Origin of the sequence: Cohnella hongkongensis (assembly GCF_042654645.1) — a bacterium.
Taxonomy (GTDB): Bacteria; Bacillota; Bacilli; order Paenibacillales; family Paenibacillaceae; genus Cohnella; species Cohnella hongkongensis.
The window spans coordinates 1-19,750 of sequence record NZ_JBHSEP010000004.1 but is presented as its reverse complement, the minus strand read 5'-3'; the positions used below and the strand labels follow the sequence as shown (position 1 = coordinate 19,750).

15 protein-coding genes are annotated in these 19,750 nt (G+C 47.0%); 3 read left to right on the top strand and 12 right to left on the bottom strand.

All coding sequences use genetic code 11. The annotated features are described in order from the left end of the window. Positions 1–264: 264 nt before the first annotated feature. Complete coding sequence (locus ACFO3S_RS07445; protein ID WP_378093952.1) at positions 265–1,065, bottom strand: SDR family NAD(P)-dependent oxidoreductase; 801 nt, start codon at positions 1,063–1,065, stop codon at positions 265–267. Positions 1,066–1,301: 236 nt separating this feature from the next. Here ACFO3S_RS07445 and ACFO3S_RS07440 point away from each other — a divergent pair, with 236 nt between their 5' ends. Further along, complete coding sequence (locus ACFO3S_RS07440) at positions 1,302–2,156, top strand: helix-turn-helix transcriptional regulator (RefSeq protein WP_378093949.1); 855 nt, start codon at positions 1,302–1,304, stop codon at positions 2,154–2,156. 96 nt (positions 2,157–2,252) lie between these two features. Continuing rightward, a complete protein-coding gene (locus ACFO3S_RS07435) occupies positions 2,253–3,125 on the top strand; it encodes an SDR family oxidoreductase (protein ID WP_378093947.1) in 873 nt (290 codons plus the stop codon). A 152-nt stretch (positions 3,126–3,277) separates the two neighbouring features. Here ACFO3S_RS07435 and ACFO3S_RS07430 read toward each other — a convergent pair whose 3' ends face one another. From ACFO3S_RS07430 to ACFO3S_RS07380, 11 genes are all read right to left on the bottom strand, one after another. Next, on the bottom strand, positions 3,278–3,694 hold the full coding sequence (locus ACFO3S_RS07430; protein ID WP_378094523.1) for a GlcG/HbpS family heme-binding protein: 417 nt from the start codon (positions 3,692–3,694) through the stop codon (positions 3,278–3,280). Positions 3,695–3,704: 10 nt separating this feature from the next. Then, positions 3,705–4,181, bottom strand: coding sequence for a GlcG/HbpS family heme-binding protein (locus ACFO3S_RS07425; RefSeq protein WP_378093945.1), 477 nt, complete (start codon positions 4,179–4,181; stop codon positions 3,705–3,707). Positions 4,182–4,213: 32 nt separating this feature from the next. Continuing rightward, on the bottom strand, positions 4,214–5,113 hold the full coding sequence (locus tag ACFO3S_RS07420; RefSeq protein WP_378093943.1) for an SDR family oxidoreductase: 900 nt from the start codon (positions 5,111–5,113) through the stop codon (positions 4,214–4,216). 456 nt (positions 5,114–5,569) lie between these two features. After that, a complete protein-coding gene (locus ACFO3S_RS07415; RefSeq protein ID WP_378093940.1) occupies positions 5,570–7,270 on the bottom strand; it encodes a proline--tRNA ligase in 1,701 nt (566 codons plus the stop codon). Between the two features lie 493 nt (positions 7,271–7,763). Continuing rightward, positions 7,764–12,539, bottom strand: a complete 4,776-nt coding sequence (locus ACFO3S_RS07410; RefSeq protein WP_378093938.1) for a leucine-rich repeat protein — start codon at positions 12,537–12,539, stop codon at positions 7,764–7,766. Positions 12,540–12,643: 104 nt separating this feature from the next. After that, entirely contained in the window at positions 12,644–13,234 is a 591-nt protein-coding gene (locus tag ACFO3S_RS07405) for a response regulator (protein ID WP_378093936.1), read from the bottom strand. After that, the gene (locus ACFO3S_RS07400; protein WP_378093934.1) at positions 13,209–14,447 is read right to left on the bottom strand and encodes a sensor histidine kinase; all 1,239 of its coding nucleotides are present in this window, start codon (positions 14,445–14,447) and stop codon (positions 13,209–13,211) included. The genes ACFO3S_RS07405 and ACFO3S_RS07400 overlap by 26 nt, the downstream gene beginning before the upstream one ends. 343 nt (positions 14,448–14,790) lie before the next feature. Next, positions 14,791–16,584 carry a GmrSD restriction endonuclease domain-containing protein gene (locus tag ACFO3S_RS07395; RefSeq protein ID WP_378093932.1) on the bottom strand — a complete coding sequence of 598 codons (1,794 nt, stop codon included), beginning with the start codon at positions 16,582–16,584 and terminating at the stop codon, positions 14,791–14,793. A 270-nt stretch (positions 16,585–16,854) separates the two neighbouring features. After that, positions 16,855–17,457 carry a hypothetical protein gene (locus ACFO3S_RS07390; protein WP_378093930.1) on the bottom strand — a complete coding sequence of 201 codons (603 nt, stop codon included), beginning with the start codon at positions 17,455–17,457 and terminating at the stop codon, positions 16,855–16,857. A gap of 93 nt (positions 17,458–17,550) precedes the next feature. After that, positions 17,551–18,381 carry an abortive infection family protein gene (locus tag ACFO3S_RS07385; protein ID WP_378093928.1) on the bottom strand — a complete coding sequence of 277 codons (831 nt, stop codon included), beginning with the start codon at positions 18,379–18,381 and terminating at the stop codon, positions 17,551–17,553. A 24-nt stretch (positions 18,382–18,405) separates the two neighbouring features. Next, entirely contained in the window at positions 18,406–19,170 is a 765-nt protein-coding gene (locus ACFO3S_RS07380) for a hypothetical protein (RefSeq protein WP_378093926.1), read from the bottom strand. 425 nt (positions 19,171–19,595) lie between these two features. On the opposite strand from ACFO3S_RS07380, the gene ACFO3S_RS07375 reads away from it, so the two are divergent. After that, the coding region (locus tag ACFO3S_RS07375) for a transposase (RefSeq protein WP_378094521.1) at positions 19,596–19,750 on the top strand (155 nt) is incomplete at its 3' end.

Here is a 19,750-nt window from a genome sequence, read left to right as displayed (position 1 = left end):
ATGTAGTCGAACGGATCGCGGCGGTAGTATAAACACCAAAATTGCTGATCGAACGCCAGTTGAGAACGCTAGACTCCCAGAAGCAAAGCACTTTGCCCTCTACGAAAGTGGATTGTCAACACAAAATTGGGCAGTTTTTATGAGGGTAACCGCCTAGCTTACAGGCGTCCGGTAACCTAGAGTCCCACGAATGCGATAATGATTGTCCAATTTAGTGTAGACGATTCACCGTCACTTATTATACGGTTCACCGCGCTGTCTCCGCTATCCGTGTCTTTTTGGCTTTGACATGCGTTCCATGATCAGAGCTACCCTGCGCCTGCTCAAAAATCGGATCATTTGAGCCATAAAGTAATTGTTACGGCCATCGATGATATAGCTTCGTCCCTGGTCAATCCCTCGAAATCCGGCTCGTACAACCTTCTCCGGGGTCGAGAGCTTTTGGCCCGCCCCCATTTCCTCGCTGCCGACCGCATCGAAAAACCCCGTCTCGGTTGCACCCGGGCACAGTGCGAGCACGCGAACGCCTCGCCCGCGCGTTTCCGCCCATAGCGCCTCAGAGAAGGACAATACAAATGCTTTGGTAGCCCCGTAAACGCTAGAATAAGCACAAGGCATAAACGCGGCCATCGAAGCCACGTTAACGATGACTCCGTCCGCTCGCCTCAGCATATCGGGCAGCAACCGATGCGTAAGATCGACTAACGCAGCCGTGTTCAGCATAATCTCTTCTTGCTCGCGCTCCGGGTCTATTTCCTCGAAACGGCCATAGGTGCCAACGCCTGCGTTGTTGATGAGAATATCGACCGACAAGCCCAGTTCGGATATTTGTTCGGTCAGTTGACGCGGGGCATTCGCTTTGGACAAATCGCAAGCGAGCGCATAAGCCTGTACGCCGTACTGGCGGTTGATTTCCCGTGCCATTGCATCCAGTTTGTCCTTGGAGCGCGCTGCCAGGACGACATGACAGCCTCGTGCCGCGAGTTCTTTGGCATACGCTTTCCCGATTCCGGATGAAGCACCGGTGACCACAGCCAGCTTGTTTCTATATGCATACTTATTCAAGATACAAAGCCTCCTATCGATAGCACTGTACTGATGTAATCGTACTATCGGCAGGAGGGGTTAGCCACAGCATGTTTATTCTATTAACGGGAGTAACAGCATCGGTATTCGTTATGGTTCTCTTTGGTGGCAATGAGACCTTAACAGAGATTATAATGATCGTATACGAAGAGCTTTGAGTCCATTTGGTTAATTAAGATACGTATCCCTCATATAAGTAGTTAGAGGTGAGTTACTTGAAAACAAATCGTGTCTCATCCGCATTGGGTGAGTTCATAAAATCGCGCAGAGAACGCTTGCAGCCTTCAGAGGCAGGAATCCGGCCGCTGCCCGGACGAAGACGCACTCCGGGACTTCGAAGAGAAGAGGTCTCTTATCTTGCCAATATAAGCGCGACTTACTATGCCTGGCTGGAGCAAGGCAAGGAGGTGAATCCTTCGCCGGAAGTGCTGCTAAGTATCAGCAAAGCACTTCAGCTTGACGAAGACGAGCAGAAGCATCTATTCGATCTGGCCAATGTAGATGTGGCGAGCGTCGTCACAGTGCCCAATAACGGTGGGCCGGATGCGGGAGTTTTGCAAAAAATCGTAGATCAACTTTATTATCCTTCTCTTATCACGGACGAAGGTACGGATGTTATCGCTTGGAATCGGGCAGCAGAACTGATCGTAGCCGATTTCGGCAGTCTGCCGGACAACGAACGGAATATGATGGACATTATGTTTTTAAAGCCGGATTACCGCAACAGACTGGTGAATTGGGAAGCCGCTGCCCGTTACTCTGTAGCCGTTCTGCGGGCAGGCTTCGATCTCTACAAGAACAACCCGTTATATATGGAACGGTTTGAACGCTTGACGCGGGAAAGCGTGGAGTTCGTACATTTCTGGGAATTATATGAAATTAAACAAAAACGCGTAGCCACCGCTTTATTCCGTATTCCTGACGCACAGGAGATGGAGTTCGAGCTCCATTCCGCGGCTGTAATCGATAATGACCCCGGACTGCACTGGTGTTTTTTTGTTCCGGTGCCCGGTTCAGGTACGGAGGAGAGATTATTACGTTTACTTGAGCAGGACAGGCAGCTCCCGTAGACTGTTACTCCCGTTAATAGTATAGACGTGCTGTGGCTTGCTCCTTCCAGTTGCTTGTATGATTCAGTGGATGACAACGAATGGAGGGTGTTTAGCATGCAAACTTGGTTCATTACAGGAGCGTCAGGAGGCTTGGCTTCACGTATAACTCGCCGGTTGCTGGATAGAGGGGACCGTGTAGCCGCAGCGGTACGCAAGCCGGGTGTGCTGGATGATCTGCAGGCACAGTATGGCTCCCAACTATGGCAGGCTAATCTAGATCTCACAAACCCTCAGCAAATTGCTGAAGTCGTGGAACGTGCATTTTCAGAACTGGGCACGATCGATGTGTTTGTCAATAATGCTGCCTATGGCTTGTATGGCGCAGTGGAAGAAGCAAGCGACAGGCAAATGGAGCATCAGTTTATGACCAATGTGCTTGGATCTCTGCGTGCAGCGCGTGCAGTCTTGCCCTTTTTCCGCAAGCAGGGCGGCGGTCACATGGTACAGATTTCGAGTATGGCAGGTCATTATTCTATTCCGGGTATGGGACTGTATTGCTCTTCGAAATGGGCGGTCGAAGGAGCCTTTGAAGCGCTAGCTAAGGAAGTGGCTCCGTTCAATATTAAGGCCACTATGGTGGAGCCCGGCGGAATCCGAACGAATTTCATTACAACCAACGCCGTATTCGGCGAGCGGATGGACGAATACCGGGATACGGAGGCGGGCCGATTCGTTAGCCTGATGAAGGGAGAACTGCCTGGTATAGATAGGAGCATGTTCAATCAAATGGTTGTCGGCGATCCGGATAAAATGGCGCAGCAGATTATCCGTCGTGTCGACCAGGAAGAGGGTCCGATACGTATGGCGTTGGGCAGTGACGCCTATGAGCAAATCCGGGCAGCCCTGCTGGACAGACTGGCCGCTCTGGAAGCACAGAAAGAGCTGGCTTACTCCACTGATTCAGATGATGTGATAAAACCATTTTAAAGAACACCACAGCATTCGACATCCACGGCAACTGATATGCTCCTCTGCAAGTAGCCGGTTTATTTATGAATCCTGTTTACATAAAGAGGAGCCTATTTAAAACTTGCCCCTATTTGTGATACGGTTCTCCGCGCTGTTTGTAACGGCAAGCTTTAAGTGGCTTGATTGACAAGATAATGAAAAGCCTGTACCGCAGCGTCAGCTACTTCTACATCTTGAGCACTAGTCCCTCCGCTGACGCCTACGCCGCCGATTACTTTATTATGGCTAATTAATGGGATCCCCCCGCCTAAGATCACAACCCGACCCTGGTTTGTTGTATTAATCCCATATGCATCGCCTCCCGGAAGAGCCATCCGGGCAATGGCTGCGGTCGGCATTTTCAAGGCTACACTACTCCAAGCTTTATTCTGCGACACTTCGATATCTCCCGCCCGCGCATGATCCATACGGTACAAGGCGACCAAATTTCCCCCTTCATCTACAATAGCGATGTCGCAGCGAAGCCCCATCTGTCCAGCTTTGTACACTGAGGCGGCAAGAAGTTGTTTGGCCAAGGACAAGGACATTTTGTCCAACTTACTCCCTCCTTCGGAAGGATCTGGATGAAGGTTGAGCGACAGGAACAGTCGTTTCAATTTGCCCGACGATCTGATCAAAAGTCCTGACCGCCACCTGCGCCACTTCCAGATCTTGCGCGCCACTCCCTCCGCTCACCCCAACCCCACCAATGATTCGTTTGTTGCACATGAGGGGAATCCCTCCGCCTAGGATGACGACTTTTCCTTGATTCGTTGTATTGACCCCATACGCATCGCCTCCGGGAAGCGCTAAGCGAGCTAGATCTGCAGTAGGCATCTGCATGGTTACGCTAGTCCAGGCTTTATTTTGCGCAATGTCAATTCCCGCAAGCCGGGCTTCGTCCATTCGGTGAAACGCGATTAAGTCACCGCATTCATCCACAATTGAAATGTTGACGGGAATTCCCAACTGCCAAGCACGCTGCTCAGCGGCTGTAATAATATGAATCGCCATATCTAACGTGATCCGATCCATAGTGATCCTCCTCAAACGAGCAAAAGGAAACGTTAAGTTACAATCGTTCCACCGTTTACGAACAAAATTTGTCCCGATATATATGATGCATCGTCGGAGGCAAGCATGACATAGGTCGGCGCCAGTTCAAACGGTTGTCCCGGCCTGCCTAAAGGCACGTCGGTGCCAAATGTAGTGGTTTCTTCAGCAGTAAACGCCGTTGGTATCAGGGGAGTCCAAGTGGGGCCGGGGGCTACGGCGTTCACCCGAATCCCTTGCTTGGCTAGCGAGAGAGACAGAGATCGGGTTAAAGAAACAATGGCACCCTTCGTAGCCGTATAATCGATCATATTGGCCATTCCAGAGAAGGCTGTATCCGAGGTTGTATTGATAATGGAGCTTCCAGGAGGAAGATGAGGCAGGGCTGCTTTTATCATCTCAAAGAAAGAAATGATGTTTGTATGAAACGTATCCAACAGCTGATCGCGGCTTATATCCAAAATGCTGTTCTGGTGATATTGCACGCCGTGATTGTTGACCAGAATGTCAAGCTTTCCAAAAGATTTTAGAGTGCGCTCCACAACATAAGCACAGGACCCCTCAACCCTCAAGTCAACCGGCATCGTGCAGCATCGGCGGCCCAGTTGATGGATCAGGTTCTTCGTCTCGGCTGCATCCTGGTGCTCGTCCAGATACGGGATGACCAAATCGGCACCTTGTTTAGCAAAGGCAATCGCAACCGCTCGCCCAATGCCGCTATCGCCTCCAGTTACGATGGCAACCTTGTTCAGCAGCCTTCCACTCCCGATGTAAGCAGGATTATCCGAGATCGGCCGCGGGTTCATTAAATACTCGTACCCTGGCCTTCGGTTCTGGTGTTGTGGAGGAAATACGATCGGCACATCGGTACACTGCTGTTTCCATCCCATATAAGGGTACATCGGAAATGACATGATTCAACATCTCCCGAACTTAAGATAACTAAAATATATTCAAGAGAAAATGAATAATGCCATTGCGGCAAGACCTGCCGCTGTTTGTGATACGGGTTCTCCGCGCTGTCTGTATTTGCAAGTTGCTGATGTCTTAGTAACACATCTACAGAATTGGCGGGAGCCAGGAGGATCGATGTTTCATGTAGCCAACGCAGATTTCCGGTCTGGCGGTGTAATCCACTGCAGCCAGAAGCCTTCTGATGGCGACACCATGTGGGTCAAATTTGTATACAGTGAAGTTGTTGAGCGGAGAAAATCGTTTATACCTGTTTCTCTTCAGATGAGGAAGGCAACGTCATTCGCGCACCATTCGAGGCAAACTGGCCGTCACTTATGGTACGGTTCACCGCGTTGCCTGTAACGGCAAGTTTTTAGGGCCATCCTTTGTGGGATGGCCCTTTCCTTGAAGACTTCCTAAACGCTAGTGCTTACTCGAAGAAGAGCTTCGTCAATTGAAAGTATCTGTTTCTCGTTCGTTCCGCGGTCGACGTATTCTACATTACCATGGACCGAGTCCTTACCAACGACGATGCGAATAGGGAGACCGATCAAATCGGAATCATTGAATTTCACGCCTGCCCGTTCGTCCCTGTCATCTAGTAGCACTTCGATACCCCTTTGCCTTAATGCATCGTACATATCATTGGCTATTTTCCTCTGAGTATCGTCCTTAATAGAGATAGGAATGAGATGCACTCTGTAGGGAGCAATTGCAGTTGGCCATACAATCCCGCGCTCATCATGATGCTGTTCCACAATTGCTGAAACGATGCGCGACACGCCAATGCCGTAACAGCCCATAATCATCAGTTGCTCTCTTCCGTTCGTGTCCAGATAGCGGGCCCCTAGTGCCTCACTATATTTTGTCCCAAGCTTGAATACATGGCCTACCTCAATTCCTTTCACGAAGCGTAGCTTGCCTGCTTCGCAACGAGAGCATGATTCACCTTCCTTGACGTTACGGAAATCACCGACGCGCTCAACCGTGAAATCCCGACCTGGAACGACGTTCCTTATATGAAATTCGCTTTCGTTTGCACCAGCTACGCCACACTCCATCCGGGCTACAGCTTCATCTACAAAAAGGGGGATCGACAGCCCGATCGGACCTGCAAACCCTATTGATGCACGTGTAACCGCTACTGTCGTCTCTGCATCTGCAAGCGCCACCGTGTCGACACCTAACGCGTTCTTTACCTTGATTTCATTCACTTCATGGTCTCCGCGAACAAGGACTGCGATTGGATTTCCATCGGCAATGTAGATGAGTGTCTTCATGACGTCAATGGGCCTAATTTGTAAGTGCTGGGTAAGTTGCTCGATCGTTTGCACTCCGGGGGTGTGGATTTTCTCATACACTGGTATTTCACTTTCGCTGCTCTCAAAACGATCCTCCATGGACGTTGCCTTCTCTACGTTGGCAGCATACCCGCAATGAGAGCAAATCGCTATTGTATCTTCCCCAATGTCGGCTAGAGCCATGAATTCATGGGTGCCACCTTCTCCACCGATTGATCCCGCATCGGCTTCTACCGCTTTGAAAGTCAATCCACATCGTTCGAAAATACGATGGTACGCATCGTACATTGCTCGGTAAGATCGGTCCAGTCCTTCCCATGAGGCATCAAAGGAATAGGCGTCTTTCATTAGAAATTCGCGACCTCGAAGCAAACCGGAACGTGGACGACGTTCGTCACGGAATTTCGTCTGGATTTGATATAGTGTTACAGGCAACCGACGATAGGATTTGATTTCGTTCTCCACCAACATCGTAACGACTTCCTCGTGCGTCGGTCCCAATGCAAACTCCCGCTGATGCCGATCGGTAAGTCGGATTAGCTCTGGACCATACGAGTTATAACGGCCCGATTCCTTCCACAACTCCGTAGGCTGAAGTGCTGGCATGAGAAGCTCTTGTGCGCCAGCGCCATCTAGCTCTTCGCGTAGAATTCGTTCAACATTGCGCAGTACGCGCCAGCCCAGTGGCAAGTATTTGTAAATGCCTGCGGCAAGTTGGCGAATATAGCCCGCCCTCAGCAACAGTCGATGACTTGCGACTTCCGCTTCCGCTGGTGCCTCTCGTAAGGTGTTGGCAAATAATGGGGTTTGACGCATGAACATACCTCCTTTTAATACACTAAAGAAACAAAAAGACACACTCGTCAGGGACGAATGTGTCGTGGTACCACCCTAGTTTTGACCGCCTATTCTTGGCGATCCTCCATCCGAATAACGGTCGGCACCGGCAACGGTTACTTAAATTCGCCGTTGCAGCTCACAAGGCGGGAAATGTATCTTTCGGGGGAGACCTTGCAGCTCTAGGGTCCCTCTCTGGGCCGCCGAATTCGATAACATGCTCCTTGGTCTAAGCTATTACTGTCATTTATTGTTATAGATCATAGTTGATGGGGAGCTCCATGTCAACCATTCTGAACGGAGGTGTCGTTGTGCTGTGATAATGTCACCCTATAACTGTTCTGAGATAATCAAGTATACTTCAGGCCACCAACGTTATAGTCCAGAAGTCGGAGCAGATCTCATAGATCTCCCAGATGTTTCCCCTCACCCGCCAATGGGTCGGCATGTAGTATTCGTTCGCAGACATGGCTTAGTTCATCCTCTCTAACAACTGTTCGATTTCGGAATTTAATGAGATCGCTCGCAAGAGGACGGTCAAAGCTTCGGCTCGGGTAGCGCTCTTATCCGGGTCAAAAACATTCTTGCTTCTTCCGCTGATAATGCCGGCAATCGCGGCTTGCTGAATCTGATCCTTAGCCCATGTACGATCGATATCCCGGTAATTCACCGTCTTCAATTGCTTCACCGCAGTCAGATTCACGACCCTTGCGAGTATCGCAATCATCTCGGCTCGCGTAATATTTCGATCGGCCCGGAAAGTACCGTCCTCATAGCCGTTAATGATACCGTTGCTAGCCAGCGTAACGACTGCGTCCCTGGCCCAACTGTCCCCAAGATCGGTAAAACCGGGCGTTGCCGCGGTGCCTTTGGCAAGCGGGAACAGCTTCGCCAGCATCGAAGCGAATTCTCCCCGCGTAATGCTTGCATCAGGCTTGAACGTCCCGTCGCCGTATCCTTGAACGATCCCGAGTCTTGCGAACAAGCGGATGCTATGAGCCGCCCAGTGATTTTCCACATCCGCAAAGACAGGAACGTTCGCATTGCGGTGATCGCCCAATTTGACGGCAAGTGCATCCAGCATCGTTTGGATCGCTCCCGCGTCATTCACGTCGACCGGCGGTCGGCCGGGAACGACATTGAGTATTGGGGGCTTCTCAGACGGCTTCGTTGTCGGGACTGTTGGTGCCTTAGGGTCCGACGGTGTCGTCGGATTCGGATGTGACGGCGTTGTCGGGGTATCACCACCGCCTAGTTGACGCCCGTAGATCGTGATCTCTTGGCTTCCGACGCTCCCGGAACCATCCTGGGCCGTCGCCTGAACCGTTACGAGGCCGGCATGCTCTGCTTTCAACAATCCCGTCTCATCAATGACGGCCCTGCCACTACCCCCTTGTATCGACCAGGATACCTGCTTGTTGGTGGCATCGTCCGGACTCACGGTGACGGTCATTTGCAGCGTGCCGCCTACATAAACGGAGGATGTGGCGCTTGTCACCTTGATGCTGGCAACCGGGATCGTGTCGACCGGTGCCGAGGCCCTCGTGATCGTAACATGATAAGTTTTGGTTGTACCATCTTCCGCCGTTACGATTATCGCTACGGGGTTGGAACCGACATTCAGATTGACCTGTACGGGCTGACCTGACTCCGCTACATTTCCGTTGACGGTTACGGTTGCCGCCTGATCGGATACTTCAGGTACGATCGCGACGATGCTTGTCGCATATCCGACATCGGCGCTATAACTGGTAATCCCGGCTTGGAACCGAGGATCCAAATCACCTGCGCTTAACGTCAACCCGGCTAAGCCGGCATCCGAACTCGGATTCGGGCCAGGCAGCGGACTTACTTGAATCGATACCGTTGCAGGCTCCGCACTCGATCCATCAAGGGTTGCCGACAGCTCGACCGATGCAGTCTCGAAGACATAAGGGGCCTTCCAATAGACTTGGAAAGTGCCATTCATATCGGTTGTCACCGTTGCCTTGTCGCTCTCCGTTTGGCTCCATTTACCTAAGCCCGAGCTGCTCAGGTGAACGGAGATGTTGGCCTGAGGCGTAGCGCCTTCATCATATACCGTACCGGTCACCGAGATTTCATGACCGCTTAACGCCACAGTGCTACTCGTGACTAAACGGATCGCGAGCTGCTTGCGCTCCCACTTGGCATACAAGGTCATGTCCCCGGTAACGGTGTTCTGTTCGAAATTCCATTGAGTCGTATAGCTCGGATCCTTGTACCACCCGGCAAATCGGTACCCCTCTTTGCTTGGTGCCGGCGTCGGCTCGTCGAGAAGAGTCCCCGCATTGGCGGTCGTTGCAGGAATCGCCGTTCCCCCGTTCGTCTCATACGAAACGGAAAATTGCCCAGACTCCCACACGGCATAAAGCTTTACAACTCCTCTGATAAGCTTGAATTTATAGCTTTCGCCTGCCTCATAGAAGTCTCCGCTGCCATCCTTCTTTGTGTTCCACCCTTGAAAGGTATATCCGGTTCTCTTCAAGCTCCCGCTCGGTTGAATGGGAACCGATGAATAATAATCGTAATGAGTACCGTCGACCGGTGCTTCTCCTTCGGTTTCCCCGTTGGCGTTGCCATCATATTCGATGCGGACATCGCTTATTTCAAACGGGAACCCGTTCGAGAGCGCATAGTTGACCATTTCACTATTGCCTTCAGCCGGGAAGATAAGCTTTACCCCGGTCTGCATCGTCCCTCCGAACACGCTGCTCCCTAACTCCAGGGTCGCAGGCATGATCACTTGAGAGAGCTTGTTATTTTTAAAGGCCTCCGAATCCAAGTAGGTTAACGTCTTTGGAAGAACGATAGATGACAACTGATTATCGGAGAACGCGCCGAAACCGATCTCTTGCAAACCGTCTTCGGCGAACGTTACATCCTCTAGAAGATTGTTAAAGAACGCATAGTCATCCACCAGTGTGACGCTATTGGGGATCGTAATCGAAGTTAACCGATTATCCTCGAAAGCATGGCCGTACACTGAAGTTAAGCCATCCGGGAGTATGATTTGGGCTAACTGGTTTTCCGTAAAAGCATAGTATCCTATGCTTTTTAAGTCTTTCGGCAGAGTCACCGCCGTTAACAAATTGTTACTAAATGCGTTCATGGAGATGTTCGTCACGGTATCGGGTATGGAGACGCCCGTCAACTCCAAGTTCGCAAAAGCCCCCGTCCCGATCTCCGTCACGACATAGCCGTCTATCTTCTCGGGAATGACAACGTCCGAATCCGCTCCTTTGTACCTCATAATCGCAATTGTGCCGTCGTCGTCTTTCAAACTGTAAACATAATCCCCGCTGATCACGGTATCGGCTCTGCGCACGAATATCAAGAACGTTCGAGCATTGATCCCATCCCCCGCGGTTACATCGATTCTAATTATATTCATTCCGGTATGCAGCGGTACGCTGACGGGTGAACCGCTGACAACAGGTAAGCCGCTGGTGTTGGCAGACATATTGTCGATCACCAGAGTGGACTGATCGCTGGCGGTCGTTGCCGTTACGTCGATACTCGTTACGACATTGCTGACGTCCGCCACGGTATAGCTGTACGTGTCGCCCGAGAATTCCGGAACGAGAGCGATGGACCCTAGCGACAAATCGCTTAACTGGGCATTGGACTCATCTGGCGGAACGACCTGAAACGTCCGGTTGTCCGCCACCCCGATCGTACCGTCTACGCTTGCATAAATCGTTACTGATCCTGGATTCGCTACCGAAGGAGCCGTCCATTCCACTGCAAACCCGCCGCTTGCATCCGTTGTCGCCGATACGTCGCTGTTATCGGTAAGCTTCCATTTGCCCAGGGTGCTACGCAAAATCACGACGGCGTTCTCAACAGGCAAGCCGGTATCGTCCCTCACTACGCCGGTGACCGTAAGGCTATCGCCGCCAGTTACATGATCGCCATCCTTCCCTAACGCTAAGGACGCGATTGTTGCTGCTCCGTTCCACTTCCATTTCGCATACAACGTCATATCTTCGGTGACCGTGTCGTTGTCATAATCCCACGAGTCGGTATATTCCGGATCCGTATACCATCCGACAAAGGCATATTCCGCCCTCGCAGGCTCCTCAGGCTTGGGAGCTAGTCCTCCGTAGGCAACCGATTGGGCCGGAATTTGCGTTCCCCCTCTCGTGTCGAAAGACACTTGATAGGAATTCGCCTCCCAGTTGGCATATAAGGTAAAGCCTCCAGCCTGAATGCCATAAATAATCGGATAGTTTCCGTCCGAATAATTCATCCCGCTTCCATCTGGCTTCGTGTTCCATCCTTTGAAGGTGTGACCCGTCTTCGTTAACGCGCTTGGATCTTGATCTAGATCTGGTATCGGCACCTTAAATACCCGATTATAGCAAACATAAGGAGTATTCGGGGGAGCGGTTCCCCCTGTGTTGCCATTTCCGTCATAGGTAATATTATAATTGCAGGGAAAAATGTTGATGCTGTATTTCGCAGCGTGGTCAAAAACCTTTACACTTGACTTCGGGAAATAAAGGGTTGCTTTTGAATCAAATACAGGATGCATTTCCGATCCGCCGAGAGTGACTTCCGGCGGAATCGCAACATCACCCAATGAATTGTTCATGAACGCCCCGGAGTAAATGGCAATTACCGACTTCGGAATCTGGAGCGTCTTTAAATGATTGCCATTGAACGCATAAGAATCAATTAGCTCTAGTCCTTCCGGAAGGGTCACGCTTGACAAACGATTATTCTGGAAAGCATACCTTCCGATGGTAGCCAGACTGTCCGGAATCGTTACGCTTTCGAGTTGATTGTCAGCGAACGCATACTCATCAAGAAAGGTAACTTCTCCGAACACAATGCTTTGCAGCAGGTTGTATTGAAAGGCCCCTCTGCCGATGCTCGTGACGCTCGGAATCTCAATAGCAGTTAATTCATTGTGGGCGAATGCAAAATTGGAAATCATCGTAACGCTAGGCGGGAGCGTTACGCTTGTTAGCTTAGGTTGACCAGGATTATTAAGTTGGTCAAATGCATACGACCCGATGGCAGTGACCAGCTTGCCGTTGAATTCGCTCGGAATGACGACGTCCGTGCTCGTTCCCGAGTAATCCGTAATCATTAAAGTGTTGTCCAATTGCAACACATAAGTAAAATCGCTATCCTGGATGGTCTCCGCGTGAGCAGCCGGTAATGGCAAGCTGCCGCCAAGCAGTGCACACAACATCAACAAGGATAAGATCCGACGCATCATTCTTTTCCTCCAATAGTAAGAGATTCATTATCTATTAATGTAGAATAATCGGGTATATTAAAAAATCCCCCGAATGGGGGGGGATTGGGTAGAGTGCCTATCGGCTATGGAATGATCTTCAATTCCTTGGCGCGCTGCAGCGCCCTTACGCGGTTATTGACGTCCAACTTCCGGAAGACGTTCTTCAAGTGATACTTAACCGTCTCCGAAGTGATGTGCAAAGTCTCCGCAATTTGCCTGTTGGATAACCCTTCGGCCATATATTGAACGATTCGAGTCTCCTGTCCGGTCAGCAGACCGATTGCGCCCGGCTCCTCCTCAGAAGCATAATCGCGATACTTTTCCTTGATCTTCTCCCACGTTCGGGCGAGCCGTTGTTCCGTTACTGGCTTCATTAAGTAATCTAATGCACTCACTTCAAAGGCTTGTACCGCATAATCGTCATAGCCCGTAACGAATATGACGGATAGGAAGGGATCGCGCTCTAGCAATAATCGAGACAAAGACATCCCGTCAACATCCGGCATGGAGATATCGAGGAACGCCACCTGAAAGGGGGTGGCTCGCGCATACTCATACGCCTCGCGTGGCGTTAGGAATGCGCCGCATATCTCGAGTTCCTCGAATTCGGCAAGCATATACTTCAGCCGTCGCACCGACAAAGGTTCATCATCCACGATTATGGCCCTTATCATCCATCTTCCTCCTGTCTGGCAGATAGGGAAGCTCGAAAGACACTTTCGTTCCGATTCCGACCGTGCTGTTGACTTGCAAGCTTGAGTCGTACAGCAGCTTGATTCGTCGCGATATATTCCTCAACCCTATTCCAGTACGCTCCGAACCCGAACCAAAGACTTCCTGCTGCTTGGCCACGCTCATCCCGTACCCGTTATCCTCGACAGCGAACTGAAGCTTATCATCATGCTCCAGAATCGAGATTGTGACGGTACCGCCTCTTTCGTTAGACATCAGACCGTGCTTGATCGCATTCTCGACCAACGGCTGCAAGACGAGCGGAGGGATGAGGTGATTCGGATTGGCATCGATGTTGTACTCGATGGCTAATCGGTCGCCGAAGCGCACCTTTTCGATATTAAGGTAAGCCTTGGTCAATTCTAATTCGTTCTCCAATGTCGTGAAAGTATCCATTTGCTTGAAGTTGAGCCCGATTCTGAAATATTGAGATAGATCTAGCGTAAGCTTCTCCGCCTGCCTAGGGTCCTCCACGCAGAGGGCGGCTATCGAATTCAAGGCATTATATAGAAAATGCGGCTGAATCTGCGAACGTAAAAAAGCAATCTCTGCATCTTTGGCTTCGGCCACTCGCTGCTGATTTTTCACTAGCGTCTCCTTAATGACCTCATTCATAGCAACGAAGATCAGCACGACGGTTATCATGACCAAGGTATACAGAAGCATAGCGCCTAAGAATGTTTCGGATAAGCCGATGAAGATAGCCATAGACAGAAAGCTGCAAACGCAATAGCTAACCGTAAGACCTGTCGCTATCCACAGCCTCCGGTTCTTATTCCCTTGCAGGAATCGGGACTGGAAGAATATGAATATGGGGATGCACATGAACACCGCCAGCGTCGTCGCATAGAAACCGTCATCTATCCCAAGGTAGGAGCGGTAAATCAAAATAAGCAAGGATAGAAACATCGTCGTCTCGACCCCGCCGTAGAACGTCCCCAGAAGCAGCGGAACGATACGGATGTCGATGGTTAGTTGGTCGGTAACTTGGACGGGAAAGCTCATGCACAACACAAGCGCTACTCCGAATAAAACAGCCTGCATCAGCCTGAAATACTTAAATCTCCCGAAGCCGATCAAATAAATGAGCTGGAAGGCAAAAATCAACGTAACGACGATCGCTACTTGCAACAATAAGTCTTCGAGGATATTCATGATTACAGCCCCATATCCTTCCTACCATTCTATTAGGAGCATTGTAAATAATTTCTGGCTCTTTTGTCTATTGAGAAACCTTGATCCGCAGGCTCATGGGCAAAAATACTGAAGGTACGGATATTAATCAAATCGTAAAATTAAATTAATATTTCCTATAAAAGATTTCACTCTATTTGTGATACGGTTCACCTTATCATACTAACGGCGACGCAACTGGAAGCTAATTCGTCCCGGAGTCACTAAATTTTCTAAATGGAGCATGACAATATTTATTTGCTGGGTATTTAAAAACTGTCCTCTAAAGTCTTTAGACTTTGTGAGGGCAGTTTTCGTCAAGTAATTATGCAAAAAATCTTCTGAATAAATCCGGGTATTCATCGGGAGGTATTGGTTCGTTGTTTGGTCCTTTACGAACATGGTATTTTCCATCAAACAAAGATGGTTCATTTCTACTCTCAATTTGAAATATAAGTACTGACTTGTCATAGTAATTAATCAGTTTTATATTTCTTGATATTTGGTTTTTATCGGCTTCTGAAATAGGCATTTGAGATATTTTTTGTATGATGTACTGAAAGTATCCATCAAGTCCATTTTTATATTTTGAAGCTTCACCTTGAATGCCCGTAATATCAAACTTATTAAATTTTACTGATCTTGTTCCATAAATTGATTCAATCCTATCAGCTGCGACTTGGTCATCTGCAATTCCAATAATTACGTAACCTACTGTATTCGGACCCACGTTTGCCATTGCTGTCAATGTTAGAATCACTTTTAGGAAAAGGGCTTCATCAAACTCGAAATCCCCTCCCAACCTATGGAATCCTTGCTTAAAATCATATAAGGATTGCTCTGTAAAAGACTGAGTTAAAATATTTTCGAATTGAGTTATCCAAGAGTCTATTGCTGGGTCTCTTCTTTCTTTCTTGACAAAAACACTTCTGATAATGCCTGCTACTGCGGCTACATTACTTTGACGTTCTCTTGCACTCCAACGACCTCCCCCGCCACCTAAATTCATGTTCCTACTACCCATGTTATTTAAAAGATCACTTAATCCCCTATAGTTAGCAATTGATAAAGACTCTAAAATCAATAGCTCATACAATGCTAGGAATAATATTTGGAAATATCTTGGGAGTCGTGGTCCTGCGTCTTCAAAAAGCAATCTATTAAAGGTTTGACCCGCGTGGTTCAATATTTTTCTTAACTCATCGTATACATGTAAGAACTGTTGACCCAAGACTTCTGGTGTAACTTTAAGAACTGCTGATTCAATTTCCTGAAACCTACTATCTCCTTCCCCTTCTCCTAAAGAAAGTCCGTAATACTCATCAAGAATATCCGAACTTGAAGGTGGTTTTATGCTTAACGCCATATATGCCAAAATATCAGCGATCACTTCCTCATCACGTGATTGCCTAACGTATTCTCTAGTTAGTATGCCCTCAGCAACCCAGAAAACGCTATCAACGTTAATCCCATAAGGTAAGTCGCGGCTTGTAATACTAATATTTTTCATACCATTAAGTAGGAGCGTATCGTGCGCAGAAACATCACCACGGACCTTACTAGATATGTGTCTGACAAGCTGAGCAAAATGTCCTGTTGCTCCAGCTTGTCTTAATTCTTGTTTAGATAAATGTTTACCGTTCGAATTAATCCTTCGAAAAATCTCATCAATCTTGTCTATACCTTCAAAAGAATAGATAGATAGTGGTAAATTATAACCAGCTATTTGGGTGCAAACTTTTCTATCCATTTTAGGTAGCTTTTGGGTTAAATCACCGCTGTCTAATAATAGTTTTGTTTTCGCCATTGTTTCTAGGTCAAAATACTCACCTTCTAAATCAAACTCACCCTCAATGAAAGAAATCAACGCATTTAATCTCTGCATACCGTCTATTATTTCAAAGTTTTTTTGGTCATAAAAGCTAACCTCAGCTACTAATATAAGCGGTATAGGAAAGCCTTTACGAATGGAGTCAATAAATGCTTTCTTCTCTTCAATACTCCAAACCAATTTTCTCTGGTATCTTCGATTTACTAAAAAACGCTCACCAATAAAGTAATCATAGATCCTCTGTATACTTTCACCACGTATAGCCAAATCCTGCATTAATCTATCCAATTCTAATGCTGCCTCCCGTCTCTAAGCCAGTTACAAACTAGTATTCTATAGAAATTCTATTTCAAACTTATTTATCCTGCAAGAATCTTCCTGCAGTAAAATTTCGCCGTCACTTATGATAAGGTTCAGCTTAACGGGGCTATCGGCGAAAAATGCTAAGCGATGCATAACTGCCAACTCTTATGCCGATTCAAGAACTTGATCAAGCCTTCATACATATGCACTGAAGGCCGCCGAAGTAATCGGCGGCTAAAGTTCTTGATAATATTTCTATTCGTATGTCCCTTCCCCTGAAACGCGGTAATAAATCCAATATCTTAGTCTAGAATGCAAATAATCCAACTGGTTCTTGAAATGCATAAAATCAATTCCAAAACTTTCTTTCCCATCTCCGTATTTGAACTCTTCAAGTTGTTTGTCAAATGGATACCTGAAAGTCATTGAACTATCATCTGTTTTATGTAGTTCGATAATTAATACGCCTACAGTCTTCAATTCATTTTTTTCACTTTGGTTAGAACCAAAATTGTATTTACTTCGAATTTCATTATTAACTCTTGTCCATAAACTTTCAAGGCTGTGTCCCTCTAGTTTCTCTTTAATCCTATTTTCATCCAGACCGGACGCTATATATATCCGATGCAGAATAGCTTTAAGAGATAACTCAACAGAGTGCCTATACAAGAATAGTGCGGGATTGATTATACCATCAGCAATATGTCCCCGATTAGCACCAATGGAGTCTATTAACTTGTCTGCAGCTTCTTTAAAATGTTCAGAATATAAATCAAAAAATTCATAGGATTCCCTGAAATTTTTTTGCCAATTAGGGTAAGCATTTTTATAAATATCAGAATTTGAAGTAAACAGCATATTAAATCAGTCCTTCCAAAAAAATAACTACTAAATAATACATTGTTCCAAACACTCTTCAAGTTGAATTCTCAGGCGGGAACTAATCAAGCTCTAATCTTCCAATTTCATCAGCATATACTCTGCCACAAGTCCTATTGCTTGTATGGCATTAGATGCTTCAGCTTGTGAAATACTTGGGAGAAAGGGTCGTCCATGACCTGTTCCTTCTTTGTTACGAATTGCGTTCACTGCACATCCGAGATCATATAACGCTTTTTCATAACGGGTTATGAAGGTCTCATTAGCCCCCACTCTTGCCTGAGCTGTTGCCATATCGAGAGCAGTAAAGGCCTGACCTAATAAGAAGGGAAAGTTATAATTAGTACTTACTTGCCCCCATTTAACATTTAATACATGTTTAGCTACAGCCTCAAGTAAGTCCTTCCCTGTACCTGCTAACAATGCCGCATCCCTAGAGCCTTTCTTTGCCCTTCGGACATAAGCTTGAAGTGCTTCCGTCATCTCTCTATCGGATAAATTTTCGAGCACTGCTGGTTGAATCTCACCATTAAGTGTCAGTAGGTAACCCTCTGATTTAAAAGCTTCAATTGCGTTATTTAAAGCATCTTTACCAACAAAATTAGGGGATTCTTCTCTGAACCCACCATAACCTCGGATAACCTCAATTAACCGTTTTGTCACCTTTTCCCCAGTCGGAATATCATTCTCTAGCGCCCAGTAAAGCACCCCCCTTACTCTTTTGAACTTGCCAACTGTCTGCCCCTGAGTTCTTGGATCAGCGTGACTTAGCCCAAATTGACTGAAGAGAAAATCAAGATCAGAGTGAGACGGTTCCCTTTTAGCTTCAGTTTGTGAATCGTCTATCATCTTGGAAACTGCTAGCAATATTGCTTCGTTAATTGGAACATAATCAGTTTTCATATTTCATTAATCCTCCTCGGAGCATTAGATTTTCCCTTGATATGGGTTTTCAGTTCCCCATCTTTCAATAGCCAGTTGAATTAATTTTCCGTGAACTTCTGTTAACTTTTGATAACCATCCAATAAATATTTGATATCCAAGGTGGCTAAATGATTATTAATAAAACTCCCTAGTGAAATAAGCACATAGTTAATAGACTTCTCAAGAGCAAACCAACTAATCCTAATCGATGTTTCTGAATGCTCCGGTCCATTTATAGCTAACACGACATTCCCTTCTATGAGATACCCATGTTGCATCTGGATCAATGGATTACTATGCTTCACCATGCACAGCTGTCTGTAATCAGAATATTCTTTCTCTGTTCTTCCATCTATATCACTAACATTGAAACTTTTAATTGCTTCCTTCGTTAAATCATACACTGATATAAAGAGTCTCTTAGGATTATCATGTTCTATCCACTTGATAGCCCTTTCTTCATCATTGCCTACATAAGCGATCATAAATGAAGACTCATACATTGAAGATACAAGTGAAGCAGACTGAATCGAATATCCCCTTGCACTTAGTAACGAAGCGCATCTGATATCATTCGATATCTTAATTAAAAGAGAGACAGAAACTTTAAAGGAACTTGAAATCTCCGATATGTTCATTTCTGGAAAAACGTTTATCGCGAGGCAAATTAAATTGTACGCGAGTTGTGTAGCATTCAAATGGTGCTCTAATTCTAAGTTCAATATTCTTGAAGATTCTTGTTCACTTTCAGCTAAAGAGTGGTCCATTAGTTGTTTTACCCCCTTTATTGTAAAATATCGAGCCTAGACATATCCCCGAGCAATTGTCTTTATAAGCAAATTATCGATGATAATACAGAATAGGAACAGGGTGAATGTATGGCAAACTATTTATTCTGTATAATTTAACCCGCTTAAGTGGTCTAGCAGCAAAAATACGAAAGGAGCATGCAAAAGCTGCTCCTTCGTTGTTTGTCATTATACCTTCTGTACCGATAGTTCACTAAAAAACTTAGCCTTAGCGACATAGAAGCTTATGTAAAGGATTTTCATCCCAAAAATATATTCTTATTGTTTTGCTTCGCATTAACTTTGGTCTAACTAATTCTTATCTGGATCGGCTACACTAAGTTGGACAGAAAAAATAAGGGCTTGTAGAATAAACCTATCATGCTAAGGAGCGGATCTCTACAGTGCCTAAAAAACAACGACGTACGTTTACAACTGAATTTAAAAAACAGATGGTACAGCTCTATGAAAATGGGAAGACCAGAGCAGCAATTGTGGAGGAATATGACCTCACAGCTTCTGCTTTAGACCGCTGGATCAGCCAATCCCAGACAACGGG